A 21780-nucleotide genomic window follows, 5' to 3' on the forward strand; every position below is an offset into this window, starting at 1 on the left:
TGGGGATATTAGTCATTGTAATATCGCTTTAAAGCTGGCTTCTTAGGTTTATTGGTAGTGGTGGGTTGTTCTGGTTCAAAATGGGTATGAGAAGATTGTTTTTTATTACCCATTAAGGCATCAACAATGGATACTCGATCTTTAATCTGCTGCTTGAGTTGTTTGCGTCTTTGATTGCGAGCAGTCTGGATTTCTTTGAGGCTAACAGTTTCAGTAGATAGTTCGGGACAGATAGCACGACAGAGAAATTTATTTTGGTGATAAACTCTGATTTCTGTCAGATCTCTAGGGTCATAACGAATACTGACATCTTCCCCGATAAAGTTTGCCAGCAAAGAATCTGTATATCTCAAACCCTGGAATTTAATGCCATCTCGTCGAATGCGCCTCGTATCTTTGATAGTTAGCAGCAGCAGGTCTAGTTTTTCTAATGATTCTGGGAGTTGAGGGAGAAATCCTTTGCCATTCCAACGTTTCTGAGGAGCTTTTTTAGTTTGACTGTGTTCTGTTTGATGGTATTCAATGAGAAACCTTTCTAACTCAGAGTCAAGCTGGTTAAAATTTAGAACTGGATTGGGTGATTTGTGTCCTAATGGTGAGTATCCAGGCAATTTGGCGAGCAGTAGTTGATTAACAGTCCTAAAAAATCGTTCGATCTTGCCTCTGCCTCTAGGTTCGCCAATCGTAGAAAAGATAAGTCGGATTTTGAGGTCAAGACAAACCTGTTCTATGTGATGAGAAGTAAAATCGCTGCCGTGATCTGTATAAAGAATCTCTGGAATACCGCAGATATGCCAAGCAGGATTATTTTTACGCCAAATGCCTTGCTTTAGAGCCAGTGCTGTCTGTAAAGCGGAGGGAGCATCCAAGGAAATATAGTATCCAGCGATCGCTCTACTATAATCGTCCATAATCACCGTCAGCCAAGGTCTGACTGGCCGTTCTTTTTCGTCAAAGATCCAAATATCTAATAGAGTATGGTCTGCTTGCCAGATGGCATTAGGCTTTTCTGCATTATGGCGATGGAGTAAGTCAAAGGTTTGTTTGTAGGCTTTTGTTCCTTCGTGAGCCAGTGTCATTAAAGCTGGGTCGATCTGGCGGATAATTCCATAAACGGTTTCGTAAGAAGGAACAGTAATTCCAGAACTATTGCACCAATCTTTGACTCGACGATGAATGGTAGCTTTGGTCATGGCTGGCTTTTGTAAAGCCAATCCTTCAATTAGTTTTTTCACCTCGGCATTAATAACTTTATGAATACCGCTATCTTTGCGTTTGCTACGGCATAATCCTGCTAACCCTAGTTTTTTGTAATTTGCCACCCAACGTTGGGCAGTTCTTAAGGGGATACCAGCATCGGCGATCGCTCGACGGAGAGGAACGGAGTCTTCTAGATGAGGGCGCAGTATCTGGTAACGCTCCCAGACTATTGCTCTTGAGTTTTCGGGTAACTCACTAAGGTTTGGTAATGAATCACGAGTTGATTCAGACATTTGATAAACGGTAAATGGTGGAACGGTCTACATTGAAGGTTTTAGCTAACTCGGTTGCTGACTTACCTTCTTCTCTCAATTTGAGAATTAGTTCTTTTTGTTCTGGAGAGAGTTTTCTCGGACGACCAAATCTGATTCCTCTCTTCATGGCTGCTTCTCGTCCTACGCTAGTACGCTCGCGAATTAAGTCTCGCTCAAACTCGGCAATACCTGCAAAGACGGTCATAATCATTTTCCCTGCATGGCTCGTGGTATCTGCCCAAGGTTCGCCCAAAGAACAAAAAGCTGCTTTCTTTTCTCGTAGGGTTTCGACAATTTCTAGTAGGTGATGAGTTGAGCGAGCAAGACGATCTAATTTGCAAACTACCAAAGTGTCATCTTTACGGAGCTGATTTAGGAGCTTTTTTAATTCGGGACGAGATTTTTTCGCTCCTGAAATTTTCTCTTCAAAAATTTTTTCGCAACCATTTTCAATTAGCAAAGAAATTTGCGAATCGAGATTTTGGTCATTTGTACTCACGCGAGCATAACCGATTTTCAATTTTGGGATCTCCCTTGGTCAAATTCGTCGCAAAACATAGTGCATAAATTAGCACCTTTTACCACTAACATTTGCAACAACTAAAACCCAATCAAACCGCGAGCGTGAATTTTGTGGCAAAACTTGAAACTTTTGCGACAGCCTAACTCAATTATTTTACAGCAGTTATTTTATATTGCGCCAAATAGCTCTAAAGATTTTACGCCACTAATGTTTGAAAGTTACAAAAAAATCAAATATGGAAAAATATTTCCAAAAAAGTAAATGCTTTATCCAAGATATGTCATTGAGAGTTCGCCTAAATCGCGAATGAACTTATGTTAAAAGTATAACTTTTGTCTAAAAGCTGATTTTAGAATTGATTACATTGTCTGTAATAAGTTTAGTTCGATAACATTATTTTATTTGTTCAACGAAACGATAATTTTTTTAGATCCACATTCTTCAGTTGCCTGTAACCTATGCCGTCCAAAGTTACTCTCAAGCTCGCCGAAGGCAAACTAAACCAAAAACAGTTTACATTTGATTCTCGTACTGCTTGTATTATTGGCAGGGCAGAGGATTGTAATATACAAATACCTAACGATAAGCATCATTCTCGAATTTCTCGCTATCATTGTTTATTAGATATCAATCCTCCTGAGATTCGCATTCGTGATTTTGGCAGTCGTAACGGAACTATTGTCAATGGTGAGTGTATTGGTAAGCGAGAAGAAAATCAAACTCCAGAAGAAGCTGCAAAATTGAATTTAAGAGAACACGATCTTCAAGATGGCGATCGCATTCAGCTAGATCGTACAGTATTTGTGGTAGCAATCGAATCAGAGTCAAAAGTCTCGCCGATCTGTTCTCCAACTTTTCACATACCATTAGTAGCAGATGTACCTTCTCAAATAAAATTTAATTTAGACGATAACCTAGGTTCTCTCAAGGGCTATACCAAAATAAAACTATTGGGCAAAGGAGGTTTTGGTGAGGTATATCTAGCCCGTAAAGATGTTACAGGGGAATTGGTAGCCCTGAAATTAATGCTTCCTCAAGTAGCCGTTATGCCCACCATGAAAGAAAGGTTTTTGAGAGAAGCCAGAAACACTAAGCTTTTAAACCATCCCAATCTAGTTAAACTCGAAGACTATTGTTTTACCGATGGTATATTTTTCTTCACGATGGAATTTTGTGACAGGGGTTCGGTAATCGATCTGATGAAAAAGCGTGGGGGAAAATTATCGACCGAAGAAGCAACAGATATTATCTTGCAAGTATTGGATGGTTTACACTATGCCCATACAGAAAAAGGTATAGTTCACCGCGATATCAAACCTGGAAACATATTTTTGACGGTTGAAGAGAGAAAACTTGTTGCCAAATTGGGAGATTACGGATTAGCCAAAGCTTTCGATCTGGCGGGTTTAAGCGGACTATCTATAACTGGCAAAGAAATGGGTACGCCTAAATTTATGCCCCGTCAACAAGTTTTAGATTTCAAATACTCTCAACCCGATGTGGATGTTTGGGCTGTGGCTGCAACACTTTATTGTATGCTGACCTTAGAATGTCCGAGAAATTTTGAGGGGATCGAACCTTGGTTTGCTATTTTAACCAGACAGCCTATTCCCATTAGAAAACGAGATGCTTCTATTCCCAAACCTTTAGCAGAATTAATTGATTTGGCTTTAATGGATAAATCCGAATTACATTTCAAAAGTGCGATTGCGTTTAAAAATGCTTTGTTAAGTGTAATTTAGTTGCTCACAATCAAAACTAACCAATTTATAGCTTGATAAGAGTTAAACTAATCTGTGACCAAAAGACTAAATTATATTTAATTAAGATCGGGTGTTTTTTTTCGGAGTATCTTTATATTTTTCAATAAAATCTGAAATATCTAGTCAAATTCTGCTACGCATCGAAAACCAACATCATCATAGCCCGATTGATTTGAAAAATAAGCAGATGATCTATAAAAGCGACTAGCAGAACGACAAAGCTCAGGTTCTGTCTTGTTGCTACCTCCACGCACAATTTTATTAAATACAAAAAACCAGTTATTTGCATTATTGTTTGTCGAATTTGTCCAAGCACTACCATCTTTAGGAATATTTTCATAATTATCATGATAGTTATCAGCACACCATTCCCAAACATTACCGTGCATCTCATACAAGCCAAAAGCATTAGGAGGATAAGAAGCAAAAATATTTGAAATATCTTTCTTATCTTGTCTTGGCTCCTTAGCATAAGTTTTACTGCTATCATAGTTAGCTAGCTCTGGAGTTAGAGTTTCACCAAAACAAAAGGGTGTAGTCGTTCCAGCCCGACAAGCGTACTCCCATTCTGCCTCTGTTGGTAATCTAAATTTTCTTCCAGTATGCTTTGATAATCTGGCGCAAAATTCAACTGCATCATACCAAGAAACGTTGGTTATACTACTACTAAGTTTAAAAAAATAGAAATTCAAATAATCAAAATTTACAATAGAAACAGGCTTTAAATCTTTCTCTACTTTGGGTAGTTGTACTACTGCGTTCCATTGTTTTTTAGTCACTGGATATTTACCCATGTAAAATCCAGAGATTTTAATTTTTTGTTGTGGTCTTTCGTCTTCTTTACTTCCTTTTTCAGTTTGAGGAGAACCTATTGTAAAATCACCACCAGGAATATAAACCATATCTATACTAATATTTTCAGTAAAATATTCAAGTTTTGGCTGCTTCCAGAATTCATCAGTTAATGATAATGATTGCTTTTCTTTCTCTTGTTGAGGATTATAATAGAAGTTTTTAACTTTGATTTTTCCAATTTCTTTTGTAAAATATTGAGCTATTTTTTTCTTCTGAGAAATTTCTTCGCCTTTATCATTTACGGTAATAACATCAAACTCAAATTCTTTTAAGGCTTGGTTAGAAAGATTGGATGAGGGATAAGAGTTAATTTCTGAAGAAGGATTTTTTATTAGATAAGAATCTAGTACAGAAATATCGATAGGTTTATCTCGATCTTCTGACTGCAAATATTTATATAAACAAAGTCCACTTGTTCCTAGTACACCCAAAGTGCCAAAACCAGCCCATTTAAGCCATTTTCTTCGCGTTAACTTAATATTTGGTGGATTTTGTTCTGGTACTGGTGGCACAGGAGGATTTAATAAGTTTAGCCATTGCTGCATGGAAAGCAGGCGATTGCTCTCTTCAAACTTCATGCCTTTAATAATAGCTGTATTAAGATAATCCTCAAGATCGGGATTAAACTTATTTGGTGGTTCTAATTTTCGTCTCTTGTCTCTATGACAATAATAAAACCAGCTATGACCTAAAGATTTTTGATGTTTTTTGGGATATCCCGTAACTAGATAATATAGAGTAGCAGCCAAAGAATATAAATCTGTATTTAAATTTTTTCTTACTATTGAGGCTTTTGGTGGCTGGTAAAAAGGATTACCAGATAGAGCGAAATTTGCAGCTACCTTGAAGTCTATTAAGATAGCTGTATCATCTAAAGAACTAATAACTATATTACTGGGATGAATATCTCGATGATAAATGTTGTTTTTATGACAGGTAATTATTTCCTTAGCAATTTGTTTGATATATTCAATAGCTTTTGTTTGCGAAAGCTTACCTTGATTTTTTACTAATCTATATAAATTCTCTCCCTCAATAAAATCCGTTACTAAATAAAAGACTCCGTATTCTTCAAAGGAATCTCGATAACGGACAATATTAAGATGTTTATCTTTTAGTCGTTTTAATAATTGAGCTTCATTTTTTAAACAAAAATTCGCTTTTTCTACCTGAGAAGAATTTTGATTGTTTGAATCGACTGTTTTAATTACCACCAGAGTATTTGTTTTAGTTTCTGTGGCTCGAAAAACAAGATTATTAGCAACGTTAGGATTATAAGCTTCTTCTTCACCCAAACAGTCTTTCTTAATATCTCGCTCAATACGATACAAACCATTTTGCAGATATTTTCCCGATAATAAATCTAACCATTCTTGTACCGTTTGAGGGCGATCGCTTGGTTCAATCGCCATTCCTTTAAGAATAGCTGCATTAGTGCGATCGCTAATCTTGGGATTAAGTTGCTGTGGAGGTTTAAAATTATTTGGACTTAGTTTCCTTATTGGAGCAGTCATGGGCAAATCACCCGTTAGCAACCTGTATAGGGTTGCTGCTAAAGCATAAACATCAGTCCAAGCACCGACTCTGTACTGATTTCTATCTAGATTAAGATGTTTGACAAAAGAATCTAAATCGTATTGCTCTAAAGGAGCAAAGTGTTCTGTTAACTTACTATCCATTGTCAAAGACTGTTCGGGATCGAACTCTCTAGCTAAACCAAAGTCAATTAACACTGGAGATGATAGATTGCAGTTACGCAACATGATATTGCTAGGCTTGATGTCACGATGTACGTACCTATTTTGGTGAATATAAGTTAAAGCTTCTCCTACTCTGGTAATTAGAGCGATCGCATCAATTTCCGATATTTCTTTGTTTTCTTCAAAATACTCTTCTAAGTTCTGCCCTTCGATGAACTCCATCACCATACACCAGAGTTCATTTTTTTCTTCTATCTCTTCAGTGAATCCTTTGGGGTAAATTTTGACAATATTAGGCTGCTTGAAACCAGCCAATGTATGGGCTTCATTAAGAAAATCATCTTTTATTTGACGAAAGTTCCTTTTATTTCGGGCTATGTCGTTAAGTGTTTTAATGACAAATAATTGGCGATCGCGAGTTCTAGCTACTTTATATGTAATACCAAAACCACCGCTACCTAAAGGTTTTTCACCGACAACAACAAATTTGCCGTTATTGAGTTGTTTGCCTTTTCCCCAAACCATTGACTCTGAGATGATTTCAGCACGATTAATTTATAGTACCAGATGTCTATCTAAAGTAATGCTTAAAACTCTTGGAACAGTAGTTTGAATTGTCTGCTTCAGCCACAGCAGATAATATAGTTACCACCATTTTTGCCATTGTGCCTTCGGTGCTGATATCCTCATTGAGGAAACGGACAGCTATCCCCAAACTATAGAACTCTTTAATCAGGTCGATCGTATTGGCGGTATCTCTGCCCATGCGATCGAGTTTAGTCTAAATATCATATCCTCTTTTTCTACTTTGACTTTGAGAAGTTCTAACCCATTACTATTACGAAAAATCCATAACTAAAACTTGCGCTTTCTAATTTGCTAAGAGTTCACTTTAACGTCCCTTAAAGAACGCATCCGCACTGCTCAGGTTCGGGCAGCTTTGGCAGTTAACAAAGAACTGGTGGGAGTTTGAGTATTATTCGTACAGAAAGTTACGCTAAGAACTGTACCAATTAAACCATCTGAAAATCAGATACCTGAAACCCTTGAAATCTCGTTGAAAATTTCTGTACCAAATAGACCTTAGTTAAACTATACCAGTTTTTTCGATACAAAAGTTTACAAAACGCAGCTTCTAAAACCATTACTGTGACTGAATTACAGCCTTAGAGTAAGTTACTGTACACTTGCTACTCAAAGGCGTAAAACCCCAAATAAGCTTTTTATTTGTTTTTACAGCAATCTGATTTATTTTGAGCGAACCTCTCGATATTTTCAAAGTATAGCTTGTATTAAATCGGGAGCTAAAACATGAATTCTACTCACACACAAATTCGCCGTTACCTATCAGTTCCATTGACTTTAACCTTATTAGGTTTAACTGTTATTACTCCACTTCAAACTCTAGCAGAAACTGCTTTAAATCGGCAGCAAGAATACGATACCGAACGATCTGGAAAGCAAAAGCATTTTGATGGGAACACACTAATTAGTGTTTGGTACGAAAGTAACAATTGGAGTATAGATCGCCGTTATCAGATTGAGTCGGAGATCGAACTAGAAGAACCGCTCGACTGGGACAAGATCGAAGTAAATCTAGACCGAGATTTTTCGCTCGTTTCATCTCCTGAAATTTAATCGTTCGTCGTAGGAACATGGCGATCGCTACTTTTCTTGATTAGTTCTCGCGTACTCGGACACGAAGTACGTCAAAGAAGAGCGAGGCACGGAGCGATCGCTTTGTCTGAAGTTTATTGAAAATTGTCATACGGAAAATGAAAAAATCAAGATTGATTGTAATTTCTTGTTTAATAGCATTAGGAACGGGAAATCTAACTAGAGCAGAAACAATCGATATCGATCCCAATCATCATGGAAAAATATGTATTTTGGGTTTGGCAGAAAAACCCATACCATCACTAAAATTAAATTGGGGGATGTGGCAAGCATCGTTGCCAGATTATGATTTACAAAACTCGAACTTTTCACACTCACAATTATTAGCTCTAGAATTTAATACTTACGGTTTCAATCCACCAAGTTTATCCATAGAAGGATTGAAAAACCTCAAGTTAACTCACGACTCCTGTGAAGCTTCCAATCGCTATCAAGTAATATTTACTGGCGATTGGAACTGGAAATCCTAATTATGGTAATTGATAAAAATTTTTGCATATATAGCATCTGATTTGAATTATTCTGGCAACAAGGAAGCAGGTGCAAATATTTTCTTCCCATCCAAATATACTTCTTGAGTAACTAATAACACTCCTAAATTAGCTTCTTTGTCGTATACATAGTTATAGGGTAGGTCTACAGGACGACCGTATGTACATTCAATAACATATTGGTTACGTCGTCTATCTGTATACTTTCTTTGGTAACAAGTGGCAATAACTTTTAGGCAACGAAGTTCGAGATCGTATTGATAGGGAAGCTCTTCTGGAGGAGAAAAATGAAGTTTGAGTCTCGGATCGAGGTTTCTCAAATGAAATAACCTAGGAAAATTTAGATAACGAGGCGGTAATAAAAACTCTAGATAATTAGGATTGAATTGTTCGACAACCTCTCGGCGATATTGTCCATTATCCAAATAATACCTGTAGGGTAAGGGATCGGCTTTTGCCCATCCAGCAGCCCGAATTTCATAAAATTCTTGAGAATAAGAATCGTAGGGGTAGGTGCTTTCAAAATCTAGAACAAACAGAATTAATTTTACTTCCCTTTTATTGTTAAAGTAAAAACACATAGCTTCAAGTTTATAGGGAAGTTCCCAAGGTCTAGCTAAATTCTGACAAGATTCTTGGTTGTCGCACGATTCCTCATTTTTGGATAATTCACTGCACAACAGACCGATAGGACAATTATTCATCACTCACAATTCAAGTATTTCAAAATGAATAAAAAGTAGGGCGGATGTTACCGCCCACAAGTTAATTTTTGGTTTAATTAAGCTGCCAAATCTTCGGAAGAGACAACCTCAAATTCTTTGTAGAAAACGCGCCAATTTTTATCTTGCAACTGTTCCCATACTTGTCCTAAATGATTACCCTGCCATTCCAAAGCAGGATTACTGGGATCGGGATTGAATGAAGATAGAGGCAGAGGTTTGTCTACTACTATTCCCAGATATTCTTCTCGACCAACTGCATCAAATTCAATATCTTCGCACATTGCTCCCTTTTGTGGCATGATGATAACTTCGTCTAGTAACTGGCAGTTAGGTGCAAATGCCTGAGAAGGTGCAATTAAATATTTAGTTATATTACCTCGAGTATCGACTCCACGATTGAAGAGATAAAGATAACTACCCAAACAATCAAGCTCGATCTTCAAATTTAATGGGGTGTTGATAGGAATAGTTTCTTGAGATGCGGGTTCGGGAATTACTATTCCCATTGTTCCGCATTCTGAAGGATTAAATTGAATCCATTGAGAATTATGCTGTGCGACTTGTTTCCAACTTTCCCAAAGATAATCTTGTTGCCAGCGAAGATATTTAACTTTCCATAACCATTCATAAACAACTTGCCAAGGATATGCTTGTCCATATCGTTTTCTGCCGTTGGGATTATTATTGCCTAGCCCAAGCAGTTCTCTAATCTTATTATCATATTGGGTTAATTCGTCTTCATAGGTGTGATAGAGCTTTTTAATAACTTCCTTAATATTTTGATTAATCCCTCCGACGTAATCTCCGCCTAGAGTATCACTAAGCTCTTTGCCTATCTCTATATTTTGTAGAGAATAGTTACTAGGATCGAATCGATACATAAATGTATAACCCTGGATTTCCGACGGCGAGTTACTCGGCAAAATCTCTTGAATTACGCTTTTTTGAAAAATATATGGCAGTGAATATAGCCGTAGAGACATTGATTAATCCTTTGAATTAAAAAAACATTCATTTTACAATAACTTGAATTGGCTAATAATAAGCACTTTTATTTTATTTTATTAGTATTTATTTTCGTTTATTTGTATATAGCTTTTTTAATAGTTCTAATCTAAAAATAAACAATTTTTAAAGATAAACTCATGTATATCAATTATTTTATCGCTAAAAATATATTTCAAATATTTTGATATAAATTGATTTTTTTTATTTTGAGAGAATAATAATTTGAAATTAGCAAGAAAAACAAGCTTGCTAATTCCTAGTAATTCCAATCGAGAATTGAACTAGAAAGCAACAGTTAGGGTTTACCAAAAGGTAAAAATTGTTTTCTATCTAACTCATTAGGATTACTAGCAAAATCGAACATAGCTTGTAAGTTTCTTGAGATTACTAAATTAAATACGATCTGGAAAAACTAATGAATACAACTTTCAAATCTGCGAAAACTGCTTTACTCGTGGCTATGTCTCTAGGTATTGGAATGACTGGAACTAGTGTCTGGGCAAACGACAGTGCCAATATTCAAGACTCTTACGAAGTCAATACTATCGAAGGAGAAAGAAATACTTCGGTTCAAACCAGCACTCAACAAAACCGCGATTTTCGTAATGGTTATACCACTGGTAATAGTGGTAGTTCTCAAACTAATACTCAAGATGGTTTGATTCGTGGCTATGGTAATTACAACCGTCAGAATAACGAACAGCGTAGCACTACTATCCGTAGCGATCGCTAATCGGTCAAATTAGTTTTCCTCACTCCATATCAAATACCCGCACGCTATGAGATGTGTGGGTTTCCTTCCCTTATTTGTTCGTTTGATGAAAGATGAAAATTTCTAAATTGAAAGCCTTTGTAGGTATTTCCTTACTATCTTCCGTTGGTTTGGCTGCGGTTAATATTTCTCCCGCTACAGCTAATGATTGGGTATCTCAAGTACAAGCACAATTAATTATGGCAGCAGCAGCAGTAGGATTAGGAGGATATCAACCAATTAATACTCCAAAAATCGGTCAACTGCGAGATAATACTCAAACAAGTCTCAGTATTAACTTAAGAAGTGGTGCTACTTACGGTTTTGTCGGTGTCTGCGATGCAGACTGTGGCGATTTAGATTTAAAACTGTTGGATAGTAGCGGTAATGTCATCGATAGTGACGTGGAATATGACGATCATCCGATGGTTAGTGTAACTCCTATTTTTAGCGATCGCTATACAGTTCAGGTGGGTATGCCCAGTTGCAGTGCTAGTTTTTGCTATTACGGTGTAGGTGCATTTGGGAAATAGAAGCCATGAACGATAATTACTTTTCTGCTGTTAATTCCAGAGAGATTACTTCTCAATCTAACTATTGCTTTGCATCTACCAAAGAGTTTCCCTTGTTTTCGATCTATCCTTTCCGTCAGCTAGAAATAGCAGGACAAATATACTTGTTGAGTATTATTCCTCAAAATGATGCTTGGCGGTTTCAACTACAAAATAAAACCGCTTCGGGTTTGATTCCTGGGGGGTTTAAGTTGAGGGTGCTGACGGAAACGGGAGACTCTTTTCCTCAAAATGAAGCTGTAGCGAGAAAAGCTGTAGACAGGCTTTATGTGGATGTGCATTTGGTGACAGGTTCGGCTTTGACTTGGGAAATCGAGCCGATTCCCGAAGGCTATCAAAGAGAAATCTTAATTTTTTAGAAGGATTAGGTACATGGTTATTGTGTTTCAACAATACTTATTCTTGGTGCAAAAATTAACTTAATTGAATTATTTGAGATAAAAATGGCATTTTCTACAGAAAACAATTCTAGATTTAGCAAATCTTTAGTTGCTGCGCGATTGATGTTGGGGTTATCTGCATCTTTGTTATTTTTGCCGATGGAGAAAGCTTTAGCAGATCCACCATATTCTAACTCAAGCTTAGTAGTTTTATCTGTTAGTAATGAAGAATGTAAAGCTAGAGCTATTAATGCAGCAAATGCAGTATTAAGTAATGTTAAAACTCCATCAGAAAATAGCATAGCTTTTCAATTACTTGGTAATACCGCAGAAACATCAGTTGCAATTCATTGTATTGAAAGCTCAGATAGAACCGTAGCCATAGTAACAGCAAGTTCAAAATATGAGTCTCTACATGGTGAAGCAAAATCAGTTGTAACACGAATTACAAATTTTCTTAAAAATGGTCTTTAAAGTGTATTTTTTAGAATAATGTCTTATCCAGTAAATTCTAACGAAAAAGAAACAAACACTGGCAAACTTTGGATTGTTTTAGTTGGTGTCAATACTTATCAAGACAAGACAATTTCTACCCTCAATTATTGTGCTAATGATTGTCGAGAATTAGCAGAAGTATTAACAATAGCGAATCAAAACCAGCAGACAGAAATTATTGCTCTTTACGATGGTGGAGAGAAAAAACCTACTAGAAATGAAGTAATTAGCAGTATTAGAAAGTTTGGTTCTGCAAAACCCGAAAATACAATTTTATTTTATTTTTCGGGACACGGTTATTTAAATTCTAATAATCGACCAGTTTTTTGTGTTGCAGATACTCAAATAGAAAATTTAACAGAAACATCAATTTCCTTAGATTTTATATTGAGGGAAATAAAAAATTCTCAAGCACAAAATCAACTTATTTGGTTAGATGCCTGTCAATCTGTAGACTCTGAAAATAATGAAACAAATCAAAATCTAACTGGTCAACTCTTAGAAATATTAAACGAGCGAGCCGTAGACAGTCAAGAAAGTACTAACTTTTATGTAATTCTTTCGTGTGATAAAAAAGAAAAATCAATTCAAATTAAATCTTTGAAGCATAGTTTATTTACCTACTTTTTGATTCAAGGATTACAAGGTAAAGCTGCCAATGATAAAGGTGAAATTGAAGTAGATCAATTGTATTTTTATGTACTCGAACGAGTCAAAAACTATCTCAAGTATCAAAAGAATAAAAACGATCGAATTATAAATAACTCCGAACAAAAATCAGTAGAGGAGAGCCAAACTACAAAAGCGATGGTTCGCTCAACATCGTATAATCTACTCAATATAAAGCTATGTGATGAAAAGTCTCAAACTCCTAGTCGTATTACGAGTGGATCGAGAAAATTAATTATTGGTTTGGCAACTCCTCCTCATGCTAGAAAAGCTTTGATTGTCGATAGTTTGTGGAATGCGATCGCGAATATCAATCTGTGTAAAATTCTACAGACTAGAGGTGGTTTTGAAGTTGATTATCGTTATTTAAAAGAGCAAGAAAACTATAACGTTCGAGATACTATTGATAGTTATTTACAAGATAATGATACTAAAACCGTCTTATTATATTTAGCAGTAAATATTAATTCAACATCCGAACCAGAATTAGTTTTTGATGCGGAAAATAAGATAAGTTTAAACTGGTTAGCTCAACAGTTACAAACTTCTGTTGTTAGAGAAATTGTTATTATTATTGATCGCCTGGAAATTCAAAACCCATTAAATTTAAGTAAAACTTTAAACCCAAATAAAAATAAATCGATTTGTCTGATTACTGCTACCACCGTTGAACCTAGTCAGAGAAAATTTATTCAGCAATTAATAACCATTTTAAAAGGGGTTAAGGAAACAGAATTTTGGGCATCGGAATTAATTACCCAGCTACAAAAATGGAGTAGAAAAAAAACTAATATTAACTTAGATTGTTGGCTATCTGGTACGACAGAAGTAATGGAAATATTGTTACCAGAAGTACAGCGATCTAATAATAGAGTTTTTGAAATAGATATCTGTCCTTTTAAGAGTTTAAAATCTTTTGATGTTGATGACGCTTACTTTTTTCACGGTAGAGAAGCATTAATTCAAGAAATTCTTGATAAGTTACAATCTACCTCTTTTTTAGCAGTAGTAGGTGCATCGGGGAGTGGTAAATCTTCAGTAGTTAAAGCGGGTGTTGTTCCTCAATTAATTAGTCAGGGATTATATATTTCCGAACAAGAACAATTTCAAAGTTGTAAAACCTGGATAATTCGCCCGACAGATTTATTACAACCACAAAATGATAATATTCTTGCTGCTTTAGCTAGCCAATTACAACCCGATAATCGAGAACTACAATCAATATCTGTATTAGTAATCGACCAATTTGAAGAATTGTTTACCGCCTCAGTAATAGATAGAAACAATTTTCTCGATCTGATTATCGGTGCAATCTCACAAACAGGCGATCGCTTTAAAGTCATTATTACTCTGCGAGATGACTTTCTGCAAGAATGCTTGGCAATGAGTCAATTAGCTCATTTAATCGCTCAAAACAACGTTTTAGTGCCATCTTGCCTTGATGAAGAAGATTATCGTCAGATTATTACCCAACCTGCCAAAAAAGTTGGTTTGGAAGTAGAATTTGAGTTGGTTAATCTTCTCTTACAAGAACTAGAAGCTGGAAGTTTACCCCTATTGCAGTTTGTTTTAGAAGATTTGTATATTAAACGCAAAGATGGAACTTTAACTTTAGCCATTTATCAGCAAGAAATTGGTGAATTAAGGAGCATTCTGGGTCAAAAAGCTCAAGAAACCTACAATAAGTTAAATTCAGAACAACAAAAATGTGCTAAGTGGATTTTCCTTTCTTTAGTGCAGTTGGGAGAAGGAACAGAAGATACTCGCCGTCGCTTACAGATATCGGAATTAATCGTTGATAAGTACAAAGATGTTTTTGATGCTACTTTGCAGACTTTAATTGAAGCGCGGTTATTAGTAGTAAGTCGAGAAACAACTTTCCCAACTCCAAAACCTCTCCCCTATCAGGAGAAGGAAGACAAACCAGAAGAGGAGAGTAATAGTAATCGAGAAAATATAGTAACCGTAGAAGTCGCCCATGAAATTTTGATTCGTAATTGGGATACTCTGCGCTGGTGGTTGCAGGAAAATCGCGATCGCTTGCGTTTAATGCGAGAACTTGAACAGAAAACATACGAATGGGAACAAACCCACAGTAGTCAGAAGGATGGTTTTTTATTGCCCGAAGCTGCTTTGGCTAAATACGAAGAGTTTTATATTAATAACCCCGATGAACTTCCAACACGAGTGCATCAATTTATGGGGTTGTCGATCGAGAAACGCGATCGCTTAAAGGAAGCAGATAGGAAACGTCTTGAAAGAGAAATAAAACTTCGTAAAACTGCTCAAAGACGGGCTAAGTTTTTAGCGATCGCTTTTATAGTAGCTATAGGTTTGACTGGAGTTGCTATTTGGAAAGGACATCAATCTAACATTAATGAAATCAATGCTTTAATTAATACTTCCGAAGCACAATTAGCATCTAATCAAGAATTTGATGCGCTGCTAACTGGGTTGAAAGCAGGAAGAAAAATTAAAGATAACAAACTGGGAGTTGATACCAAAACTAAGATTAAAGAGATGGGTGCGTTGCAAAATATTTTCTATCGAGTTAAAGAGTTTAATCGTTTAGAAGGTCATCAAGATGGTGTTCGAGAGATAAAGTTGAGTCCTGATGGTAAATTAATTGCTTCTGCTAGTGAAGATAAAACTATCAAACTTTGGAATTTTAAAGGAAAATTACTTACTACTTTGAAGACTCTTAATGTTCATAGTGGCTCATTTGATAATATGATATTGAGTCCTGATGGTAAATTAATTGCTTCTGTCAGTTCGGATAGAACAGTCAAACTTTGGAATCTCAAAGGAAAATTACTCACTACTCTCAATGGTCATACTGGTCTGGTGGAAAACGTAACATTTAGTCCCGATAGTCAAACTCTTGCTTCTGCTAGTTCGGATAAAACTGTTAAACTCTGGAACTTAAAAGGAAAATTACTAGCTACTCTTAACGGTCATACTGGCTCAGTTTATGGCATAACATTCAGTCCCGATGGTCAAACTCTTGCTTCTAGTAGTTCGGATAAAACTGTTAAACTCTGGAACTTAAAAGGAAAATTACTTTGGAGTGTAAAAGATCATATAAATGATATTAATACAGTGATATTTAGTCCCAATGGTCAAACTCTTGCTTCTGCTAGTAACGATCAAACAATTAAACTTTGGAATCTTCAAGGAGAATTACTTTATACACTAAAGGGTCATACAGGTTGGGTTGGTAGTTTAGCATTCAGTCCCGATGGTCAAACTCTTGCTTCTATAAGTAGTAATCAAGTCAAACTATGGAATCTTAAAGGAAAATTGCTCACTACTCTTGATGGTCATACTGACGTATTTCACAGTATTGCATTCAGTCCCGATGGTAAGACTATTGCTTCTGCTAGTTCGGATAAAACTGTTAAACTTTGGAATCTTCAAGGAGAATTACTAGCTACTCTTAATGGTCATACAGATAGTGTTTATAGTTTAGCATTCAGTCCCGATGGTAAGACTATTGCTTCTGCTAGTTCGGATAAAACTGTTAAACTTTGGAACTTGAAAGAAAAGTTACTTTGGAGCGTAAAAAGTCATACAGAGCCAATCGATAAGGTAGCATTTAGTCCCGATGGTCAAACCATTACTTCTGCTAGTGGCTACAAAAAAAGCGTTGAATTGTGGAATCTTCAAGGAAAATTACTTGCTACTCTTGAGCGTAGTACTGATATGCATCATAGTATAATGCTTAGTCCCAATGGTCAAGCCATTGCTTCTATAGGTTTAGATCATGTAGTCAAACTATGGAACCTTCAAGGGGAATTGATTGCTACTCTTGATGGTCATAATAGTCAGGTGGAGAGCATAGCATTTAGTCCTAATAGTCAAACCGTTGCTTCTGCTAGTGACTACGACAAAACAGTCAAACTGTGGAATCTCAAAGGAGAATTGCTTGCTACTCTCAACGGTCATACCGATCAAATTTACAAGGTAGTGTTTAGTCCTGATGGTAAAACCATTGCTTCTGCTAGTTCAGATAATACGGTAAGGCTTTGGAATTTAAAGGGAGAATTACTTGCTACTCTCAATAATCATAAAGATTATTTAATTAATAGCGTAATCTTTAGTCCCGATGGTAAAACCATTGCTTTTGCTAGTTCAGATAATAACATTGCTTCTTTTGGTAAAAATAGTACAGTCAAACTATGGAATTTAAAGGGAGAATTACTTGCTACTTTCAACGGTCATCAGGATTCGATTAATAGCGTAATATTTAGTCCTGATGGGCAGTTAATTGCTTCTGCTAGTAGTGATAATACAGTCAAATTGTGGAATCTCCAAGGAAAATTACTTGCCACTCTCAACGGTCATACTAACCGAAGCTGGGTTTCTAATATAGCGTTTAGTCCTGATGGTCGAACCATTGCTTCTGCTAGTGGTGATAGCACAATCAAACTTTGGAGTCTAGATTTAGATGATGTACTCACACGGGGTTGTGATTGGGCGCGAGATTATTTAACCAATAACCCCAACGTTAGCGAAAGCGACAGATATATCTGCGATGGAATTTAAGATTATCTCAACAGTAGAGGGAGGTAAATCGATGAACATACAATATCCTTTATTTTCTCAGGTTGTTCTCACTCAAGACCTACCACAACATAATCTCAAACGCGGAGAAGTTGGCACAATTGTCGAACACTATCCTATGGCTGAAGGAGAAGACGGTTATAGTCTAGAAGGTTTTGATGTACCTGAAGTGACAATCGAGGTGGCAGCTTCACAGATTGTTTCTCTTCCTCGATGGCAGAAAGAAGAAATAATTTTAACCAAGCTGCGTCAGTTGTCTGAAACCAGACTTTTGCAAATAGAAGATTACCTCGATTTTCTGTGGCAAAAAGAGAAAAGCGAAGAAAAGAGTGCTTAAGTGCCTTTAATCATTCATTATTGTTAGTTTGTTGGGCTTTGACGTAGCTTTCCAACACTGCATTCATTCGGGATTGATAGCCCTTTTTCCCATTAGCCTGAAAATATTCAATTACCGATTGTTTGACTCTTAAGGTAACAGGCTTAGTCAAGTCTGGCATGACGGGTTTAGCATTCTTCCAGAAATCATCATCTAATTCTGGAATATCGGAATAATCAATATCTTCATCCTCTAACTCTGCAATTCTTAGTTCTTGTTCTTCAGTGAGTTGAGGTTTTCGATTGGGGTCTGGAGTATAATTAACGGTTGTCATAACGCTTCACCTCTTTACTATTAGCTTTTCTTGCCGAAATGAGACGAATCACAGAACCTCTAATGGTATAAGCCAGGACGTAAACGCGCTGGTCTATACGAGCTAAGGTAAGAAGCGCGAACTTCCCCATAATCAAAGCGATCGCGCCAGCGCCGCGCTTCGCGATCGTCAACAACAGTTATTCTGTTCTCGTCGTCAAACGCTCTGGTAGCAAAGACAAAACTTATCGAGTGCTTGGCTTCATTTTTTTTGGCTTTACTATCATCCCATTCAAACATGAATTAATGTTAATACAATTTGTACGTACGATCGAGAATTATTTCTGTATGTAATTAATGCGACAAAAAGGAAAAATATCTAAATAAGTTAAAGCGATCGCCATATCTGTGATGGAATTTAACAAATTAGTCCCTACGTTTTAACAATATCTAATCAACAACATCTCTCCAAATCCTTATAAAATGAAGACTTTACCGCTCTTTATTACTTTTTTTTAAAAGTTTTTTATTAAAATTTACCCAGGTTTATTTGAAGATAATTTACCTTGATTTGATAGTCATATTAGTATTCTTTGAGTTGCAAAAGTTCTCTCGATTTAATGTTTTTTACGACAAAACCGTAGGACTTTTACTCATTAGAATCACCTACTATGATTAAACCGATTCAAACGGTAATAACAACAATATTAGAGGCAATTTTTACAATACTCAGTTCGGGTTTATTTCATACTCCCGATGATACGGCATACATCGATGTCTATAGATATCAACTTCGTCAGACCTATCCAGTCAATAGCCAAGAATTTAAACGCTGGCTGAAATGCTTTGCTTATGCCAAATACAAAATCTATTTGACCAAAAAAGAAGTTAATTTACTTTTAGAGCAATTAGAAACATTAGCTCAATTCAAACCAAAAGCCGAAATTTACCAGAATCGTGTCATTCAATACAAAGGAACTATTTATATCAACGTAGGGGACGACAAGGGAAGCGCGATCGCTATAACAAAAAAAGGATGGAAAATTGTTACCAATCCTCCCGTTCGATTTAAAACTTCCCATTTTATCCAACCCTTACCCCTTCCAGTCAAGGGAGGTAAACTTGCAGACTTGTTAGAGATTACCAATCTCAATCTCGAACAACTGATTTTAGTAGCAGGTTGGTTGTTAGGTACATTAAATCCCAATCCTCCCTATCCTCTATTAATTATTACTGGCGAACAAGGTTCTGGTAAATCCAGTTTGGCAAGAATGCTCAAACAACTAATCGATCCTGGAAAAGGAGTATTGCGTTCCCAACCCAAAGACGAACGCAGTTTGATGGTTGCTGCCATGAATACTTGGGTATTATGCTTTGACAATTTCTCCAAACTTTCTCAGTCTCTTTCTGACGGTTTGTGCCGACTCAGTACGGGTAATAGTTATGTAGACCGAAAGCTCTACAGTGACGGAGAACAAACGGTAATCGAAGCAGCGCGTCCCGTAATTATTACCAGTATTGTCGATACAGTAACGGGGCGTACAAGCCCCCGAATTGAATTCGGGGGACAGCCCCTCACCAATGGAGACTTACTAGACCGCTCTATTTGCATCCATCTCGATCCTATTTCTCCAGATCAAAGACGTTCGGAAAAAGAAATTAACCTTTGCTTTGAACAATTAAAACCAAGAATTTTAGGACTACTCTGCACTGCCGTCAGTCAGGCTTTAGCCAATCGAGCAGGAGTTAATTTAGAAGAATCTCCCCGTATGGCAGATTTTGCCGAGTGGGTAACGGCAGCAGAACCAGCTTTTGGTTTTGAAGCGGGTACTTTTCTCCAAGCCTATCAAACCAACCGCGAACAATCTCAACGGCTGACGGGGCGTACAAGCCCCCGAATCGAATTCGGGGGACAGCCCCTCACGATTGAAGATTCTCCCGTAGCAATGGCAATTCAATCTTTACTAGAAAGAGAGTCTTGCTGGCAGGGAACGGCAACCGAGTTATTGAAGTTTATTAAGGGGTATGCAACAAAATATGAATACTCCGCCTCTGACTTACCCAAGGCTGCCAACAAACTTAGCGTCCAGCTACGGAAAATCAATCCAGGATTGCGTGCTGTAGGTTTAGAAGTTAATTTCGAGCGTCGAGGAAAGTCTGGTACTCGTGTAATTAAGATCGAAAAGATTGCTTCTTAATCGTCAGACTGTCAGCCAGTAAGGTTCTATTTGAGTCTTACTGGTGCAGGATTTTAAACTCTACTGACGATACTGACAATAGCTAAATTAAAACATTTGTGAACTACTATGACTATTTACTTCTACGATGCAGGCGAAAATCCTTATGGATGCTTTTCAAATTTTGCATTTTATAGAGTTCAACTATCTATATTTTGGTGCAGAACGAGCGAACACTATTTCCAAGCACAAAAATTTGAGGGTAGCTCTTCAACAGAGCGTGAAGCAAAGCGTAATGATTTTTTGTTAAAAGAAATACTAGCAGCAAAAACCCCAGAATTAGCGATCGCTTTGGCTGAAAATTATCGACAATTTTGGCGTAGTGACTGGGAAGAAGTAAAAGACCAAATTATGCATCAGGGGGTGCTAAGTAAATTTAATTCTCATAGAGATATTAGAAAAATTTTACTCAGTACGGGAGAGCTAGAGATCGTCTATCATTCTCCTTCGGACTACTACTGGGGTTGTGGAGAAGATGGTACTGGAGATAATAAACTCGGGAAAATTTTGATGTCGGTAAGAAATATTTTACAAAAGAAAACCGAACGCTTGAAAAACCATCCTAGTGCTAGTTATAGGTGGTGGTTGTAGTGATTACTACAGAAGAAATTTTGATCCATATTTTAAATATTTTTTCAAAGATTTTCCCATTCATCTTTGCTAATGTTTGCCTGACGGAGAATACGAGCAAGTAAACTTTTACTAATTTCTCCCCGATGAGGATTAGGTATAAATAATTTTAGTTCTCCTCTAACCATATATTGATGATTGCCACCAGCTATGGGGTTAGAAAAGCCTAGTTTTTTGAGATTACGAATTAATTCTTGGCGTTTAATTGGTTTGAAGGGTGGCATTAGGCAACTTCTGGCTGAGAGTTAAGATCGATTTGGTCAATAACAGGTAATTGGTGTTGTAATCGCAATCCGAGAACGATCCACCCCTCTAAAACTTCTTGTAATAAGTCGCGACAAGCTTCTAAAGTTTCAGCGTTGGCATAAACTCCTGCAAATCCTGTTATTTCTCCATAAAATGTTCCATCTTCAAGGAGTTCGTAAGTAGCTTGGTGCATTGCTGTCTGAATGTATTTTGTTAGCATGAGAAATTTGGTTTTTACCTTTACTTTCAATCTTAATAATCTGAATACTTTTTTATTTAATTTTATTTAGGTTTGATTTATCTTGATTTTTCGCCGTTATACCATTTGGTTGGAGTCCGAAACCGCGATTACT

General features: G+C 36.7%; 21 protein-coding genes and 1 pseudogene. 11 read left to right on the forward strand and 11 right to left on the reverse strand.

Annotation, left to right across the window (positions count from 1 at the left end; translation table 11 throughout):
- Nucleotides 1–8: 8 nt before the first annotated feature.
- Both STA7437_RS23675 and STA7437_RS23680 read right to left on the reverse strand, forming a co-directional pair.
- On the reverse strand, nt 9–1493 hold the full coding sequence (locus STA7437_RS23675; RefSeq protein ID WP_015195627.1) for a Mu transposase C-terminal domain-containing protein: 1485 nt from the start codon (nt 1491–1493) through the stop codon (nt 9–11).
- Entirely contained in the window at nt 1486–2034 is a 549-nt protein-coding gene (locus STA7437_RS23680; protein WP_015195628.1) for a recombinase family protein, read from the reverse strand. Before STA7437_RS23680 ends, STA7437_RS23675 begins: the two co-directional genes overlap by 8 nt.
- 461 nt (nt 2035–2495) lie before the next feature.
- Between STA7437_RS23680 and STA7437_RS23685 the strand changes: the two genes are divergently transcribed.
- Complete coding sequence (locus tag STA7437_RS23685) at nt 2496–3779, forward strand: protein kinase domain-containing protein (protein ID WP_015195629.1); 1284 nt, start codon at nt 2496–2498, stop codon at nt 3777–3779.
- Nucleotides 3780–3919: 140 nt separating this feature from the next.
- Here STA7437_RS23685 and STA7437_RS25215 read toward each other — a convergent pair whose 3' ends face one another.
- Nucleotides 3920–6880 (reverse strand): bifunctional serine/threonine-protein kinase/formylglycine-generating enzyme family protein, encoded by a 2961-nt coding sequence (locus STA7437_RS25215; RefSeq protein ID WP_015195630.1) that lies wholly within the window; start codon nt 6878–6880, stop codon nt 3920–3922.
- A gap of 46 nt (nt 6881–6926) precedes the next feature.
- Nucleotides 6927–7121 carry a recombinase family protein gene (locus STA7437_RS26005; RefSeq protein WP_051036145.1) on the reverse strand — a complete coding sequence of 65 codons (195 nt, stop codon included), beginning with the start codon at nt 7119–7121 and terminating at the stop codon, nt 6927–6929.
- Between the two features lie 545 nt (nt 7122–7666).
- Between STA7437_RS26005 and STA7437_RS23705 the strand changes: the two genes are divergently transcribed.
- Entirely contained in the window at nt 7667–7993 is a 327-nt protein-coding gene (locus tag STA7437_RS23705) for a hypothetical protein (protein ID WP_015195631.1), read from the forward strand.
- Between the two features lie 137 nt (nt 7994–8130).
- Complete coding sequence (locus STA7437_RS23710; protein ID WP_015195632.1) at nt 8131–8502, forward strand: hypothetical protein; 372 nt, start codon at nt 8131–8133, stop codon at nt 8500–8502.
- Between the two features lie 47 nt (nt 8503–8549).
- Here the strand turns inward: STA7437_RS23710 and STA7437_RS23715 are convergent, their stop codons facing one another.
- Nucleotides 8550–9227, reverse strand: a complete 678-nt coding sequence (locus STA7437_RS23715; protein ID WP_015195633.1) for a hypothetical protein — start codon at nt 9225–9227, stop codon at nt 8550–8552.
- Between the two features lie 77 nt (nt 9228–9304).
- Entirely contained in the window at nt 9305–10231 is a 927-nt protein-coding gene (locus tag STA7437_RS23720) for a hypothetical protein (RefSeq protein WP_015195634.1), read from the reverse strand.
- Between the two features lie 440 nt (nt 10232–10671).
- On the opposite strand from STA7437_RS23720, the gene STA7437_RS23725 reads away from it, so the two are divergent.
- The 6 genes from STA7437_RS23725 (at nt 10672) to STA7437_RS23750 (ending at nt 18023) form a co-directional block, all read left to right on the forward strand.
- Nucleotides 10672–10989: a hypothetical protein gene (locus tag STA7437_RS23725; protein ID WP_015195635.1), complete on the forward strand. Its 318-nt coding sequence runs from the start codon at nt 10672–10674 to the stop codon at nt 10987–10989.
- 92 nt (nt 10990–11081) lie between these two features.
- Entirely contained in the window at nt 11082–11540 is a 459-nt protein-coding gene (locus tag STA7437_RS23730) for a hypothetical protein (RefSeq protein WP_015195636.1), read from the forward strand.
- A 5-nt stretch (nt 11541–11545) separates the two neighbouring features.
- Complete coding sequence (locus STA7437_RS23735) at nt 11546–11938, forward strand: DUF1822 family protein (protein WP_245562211.1); 393 nt, start codon at nt 11546–11548, stop codon at nt 11936–11938.
- Between the two features lie 84 nt (nt 11939–12022).
- Complete coding sequence (locus STA7437_RS23740; protein WP_015195637.1) at nt 12023–12433, forward strand: hypothetical protein; 411 nt, start codon at nt 12023–12025, stop codon at nt 12431–12433.
- Nucleotides 12434–12451: 18 nt separating this feature from the next.
- Nucleotides 12452–17668: an nSTAND1 domain-containing NTPase gene (locus STA7437_RS23745; RefSeq protein ID WP_015195638.1), complete on the forward strand. Its 5217-nt coding sequence runs from the start codon at nt 12452–12454 to the stop codon at nt 17666–17668.
- A 31-nt stretch (nt 17669–17699) separates the two neighbouring features.
- Nucleotides 17700–18023: a DUF4926 domain-containing protein gene (locus STA7437_RS23750; RefSeq protein ID WP_015195639.1), complete on the forward strand. Its 324-nt coding sequence runs from the start codon at nt 17700–17702 to the stop codon at nt 18021–18023.
- 10 nt (nt 18024–18033) lie between these two features.
- Here STA7437_RS23750 and STA7437_RS23755 read toward each other — a convergent pair whose 3' ends face one another.
- The 3 genes and pseudogenes from STA7437_RS23755 to STA7437_RS27255 form a co-directional block, all read right to left on the reverse strand.
- Nucleotides 18034–18336, reverse strand: a complete 303-nt coding sequence (locus STA7437_RS23755; protein WP_015195640.1) for a BrnA antitoxin family protein — start codon at nt 18334–18336, stop codon at nt 18034–18036.
- Entirely contained in the window at nt 18323–18466 is a 144-nt protein-coding gene (locus STA7437_RS27250) for a BrnT family toxin (protein WP_245562219.1), read from the reverse strand. The genes STA7437_RS23755 and STA7437_RS27250 overlap by 14 nt, the downstream gene beginning before the upstream one ends.
- A 67-nt stretch (nt 18467–18533) precedes the next feature.
- Nucleotides 18534–18614: pseudogene (locus STA7437_RS27255) on the reverse strand (BrnT family toxin); the annotation flags it as partial.
- A 371-nt stretch (nt 18615–18985) separates the two neighbouring features.
- Between STA7437_RS27255 and STA7437_RS23765 the strand changes: the two are divergent.
- On the forward strand, nt 18986–20512 hold the full coding sequence (locus STA7437_RS23765; RefSeq protein ID WP_015195642.1) for a DEAD/DEAH box helicase family protein: 1527 nt from the start codon (nt 18986–18988) through the stop codon (nt 20510–20512).
- A 108-nt stretch (nt 20513–20620) separates the two neighbouring features.
- Nucleotides 20621–21142 (forward strand): NADAR family protein, encoded by a 522-nt coding sequence (locus STA7437_RS23770; RefSeq protein ID WP_015195643.1) that lies wholly within the window; start codon nt 20621–20623, stop codon nt 21140–21142.
- 44 nt (nt 21143–21186) lie between these two features.
- Here the strand turns inward: STA7437_RS23770 and STA7437_RS23775 are convergent, their stop codons facing one another.
- Nucleotides 21187–21405 (reverse strand): type II toxin-antitoxin system HicA family toxin, encoded by a 219-nt coding sequence (locus STA7437_RS23775; protein ID WP_015195644.1) that lies wholly within the window; start codon nt 21403–21405, stop codon nt 21187–21189.
- Nucleotides 21405–21647 (reverse strand): type II toxin-antitoxin system HicB family antitoxin, encoded by a 243-nt coding sequence (locus STA7437_RS23780; RefSeq protein ID WP_015195645.1) that lies wholly within the window; start codon nt 21645–21647, stop codon nt 21405–21407. Before STA7437_RS23780 ends, STA7437_RS23775 begins: the two co-directional genes overlap by 1 nt.
- Nucleotides 21648–21780 lie beyond the last annotated feature (133 nt).

The sequence above is a fragment of the Stanieria cyanosphaera PCC 7437 genome (assembly GCF_000317575.1).
Taxonomy (GTDB): Bacteria; Cyanobacteriota; Cyanobacteriia; order Cyanobacteriales; family Xenococcaceae; genus Stanieria; species Stanieria cyanosphaera.

Coding starts and splice junctions, on each gene's coding strand:
- STA7437_RS23675 (WP_015195627.1), bottom strand. CDS start 1,493: ATGTCTGAATCAACTCGTGATTCATTACCAAACCTTAGTGAGTTACCC.
- STA7437_RS23685 (WP_015195629.1), top strand. CDS start 2,496: ATGCCGTCCAAAGTTACTCTCAAGCTCGCCGAAGGCAAACTAAACCAA.
- STA7437_RS25215 (WP_015195630.1), bottom strand. CDS start 6,880: ATGGTTTGGGGAAAAGGCAAACAACTCAATAACGGCAAATTTGTTGTT.
- STA7437_RS26005 (WP_051036145.1), bottom strand. CDS start 7,121: ATGGGCAGAGATACCGCCAATACGATCGACCTGATTAAAGAGTTCTAT.
- STA7437_RS23705 (WP_015195631.1), top strand. CDS start 7,667: ATGAATTCTACTCACACACAAATTCGCCGTTACCTATCAGTTCCATTG.
- STA7437_RS23710 (WP_015195632.1), top strand. CDS start 8,131: ATGAAAAAATCAAGATTGATTGTAATTTCTTGTTTAATAGCATTAGGA.
- STA7437_RS23715 (WP_015195633.1), bottom strand. CDS start 9,227: ATGAATAATTGTCCTATCGGTCTGTTGTGCAGTGAATTATCCAAAAAT.
- STA7437_RS23720 (WP_015195634.1), bottom strand. CDS start 10,231: ATGTCTCTACGGCTATATTCACTGCCATATATTTTTCAAAAAAGCGTA.
- STA7437_RS23725 (WP_015195635.1), top strand. CDS start 10,672: ATGAATACAACTTTCAAATCTGCGAAAACTGCTTTACTCGTGGCTATG.
- STA7437_RS23730 (WP_015195636.1), top strand. CDS start 11,082: ATGAAAATTTCTAAATTGAAAGCCTTTGTAGGTATTTCCTTACTATCT.
- STA7437_RS23735 (WP_245562211.1), top strand. CDS start 11,546: ATGAACGATAATTACTTTTCTGCTGTTAATTCCAGAGAGATTACTTCT.
- STA7437_RS23740 (WP_015195637.1), top strand. CDS start 12,023: ATGGCATTTTCTACAGAAAACAATTCTAGATTTAGCAAATCTTTAGTT.
- STA7437_RS23745 (WP_015195638.1), top strand. CDS start 12,452: ATGTCTTATCCAGTAAATTCTAACGAAAAAGAAACAAACACTGGCAAA.
- STA7437_RS23750 (WP_015195639.1), top strand. CDS start 17,700: ATGAACATACAATATCCTTTATTTTCTCAGGTTGTTCTCACTCAAGAC.
- STA7437_RS23755 (WP_015195640.1), bottom strand. CDS start 18,336: ATGACAACCGTTAATTATACTCCAGACCCCAATCGAAAACCTCAACTC.
- STA7437_RS27250 (WP_245562219.1), bottom strand. CDS start 18,466: ATGGGGAAGTTCGCGCTTCTTACCTTAGCTCGTATAGACCAGCGCGTT.
- STA7437_RS23765 (WP_015195642.1), top strand. CDS start 18,986: ATGATTAAACCGATTCAAACGGTAATAACAACAATATTAGAGGCAATT.
- STA7437_RS23770 (WP_015195643.1), top strand. CDS start 20,621: ATGACTATTTACTTCTACGATGCAGGCGAAAATCCTTATGGATGCTTT.
- STA7437_RS23775 (WP_015195644.1), bottom strand. CDS start 21,405: ATGCCACCCTTCAAACCAATTAAACGCCAAGAATTAATTCGTAATCTC.
- STA7437_RS23780 (WP_015195645.1), bottom strand. CDS start 21,647: ATGCTAACAAAATACATTCAGACAGCAATGCACCAAGCTACTTACGAA.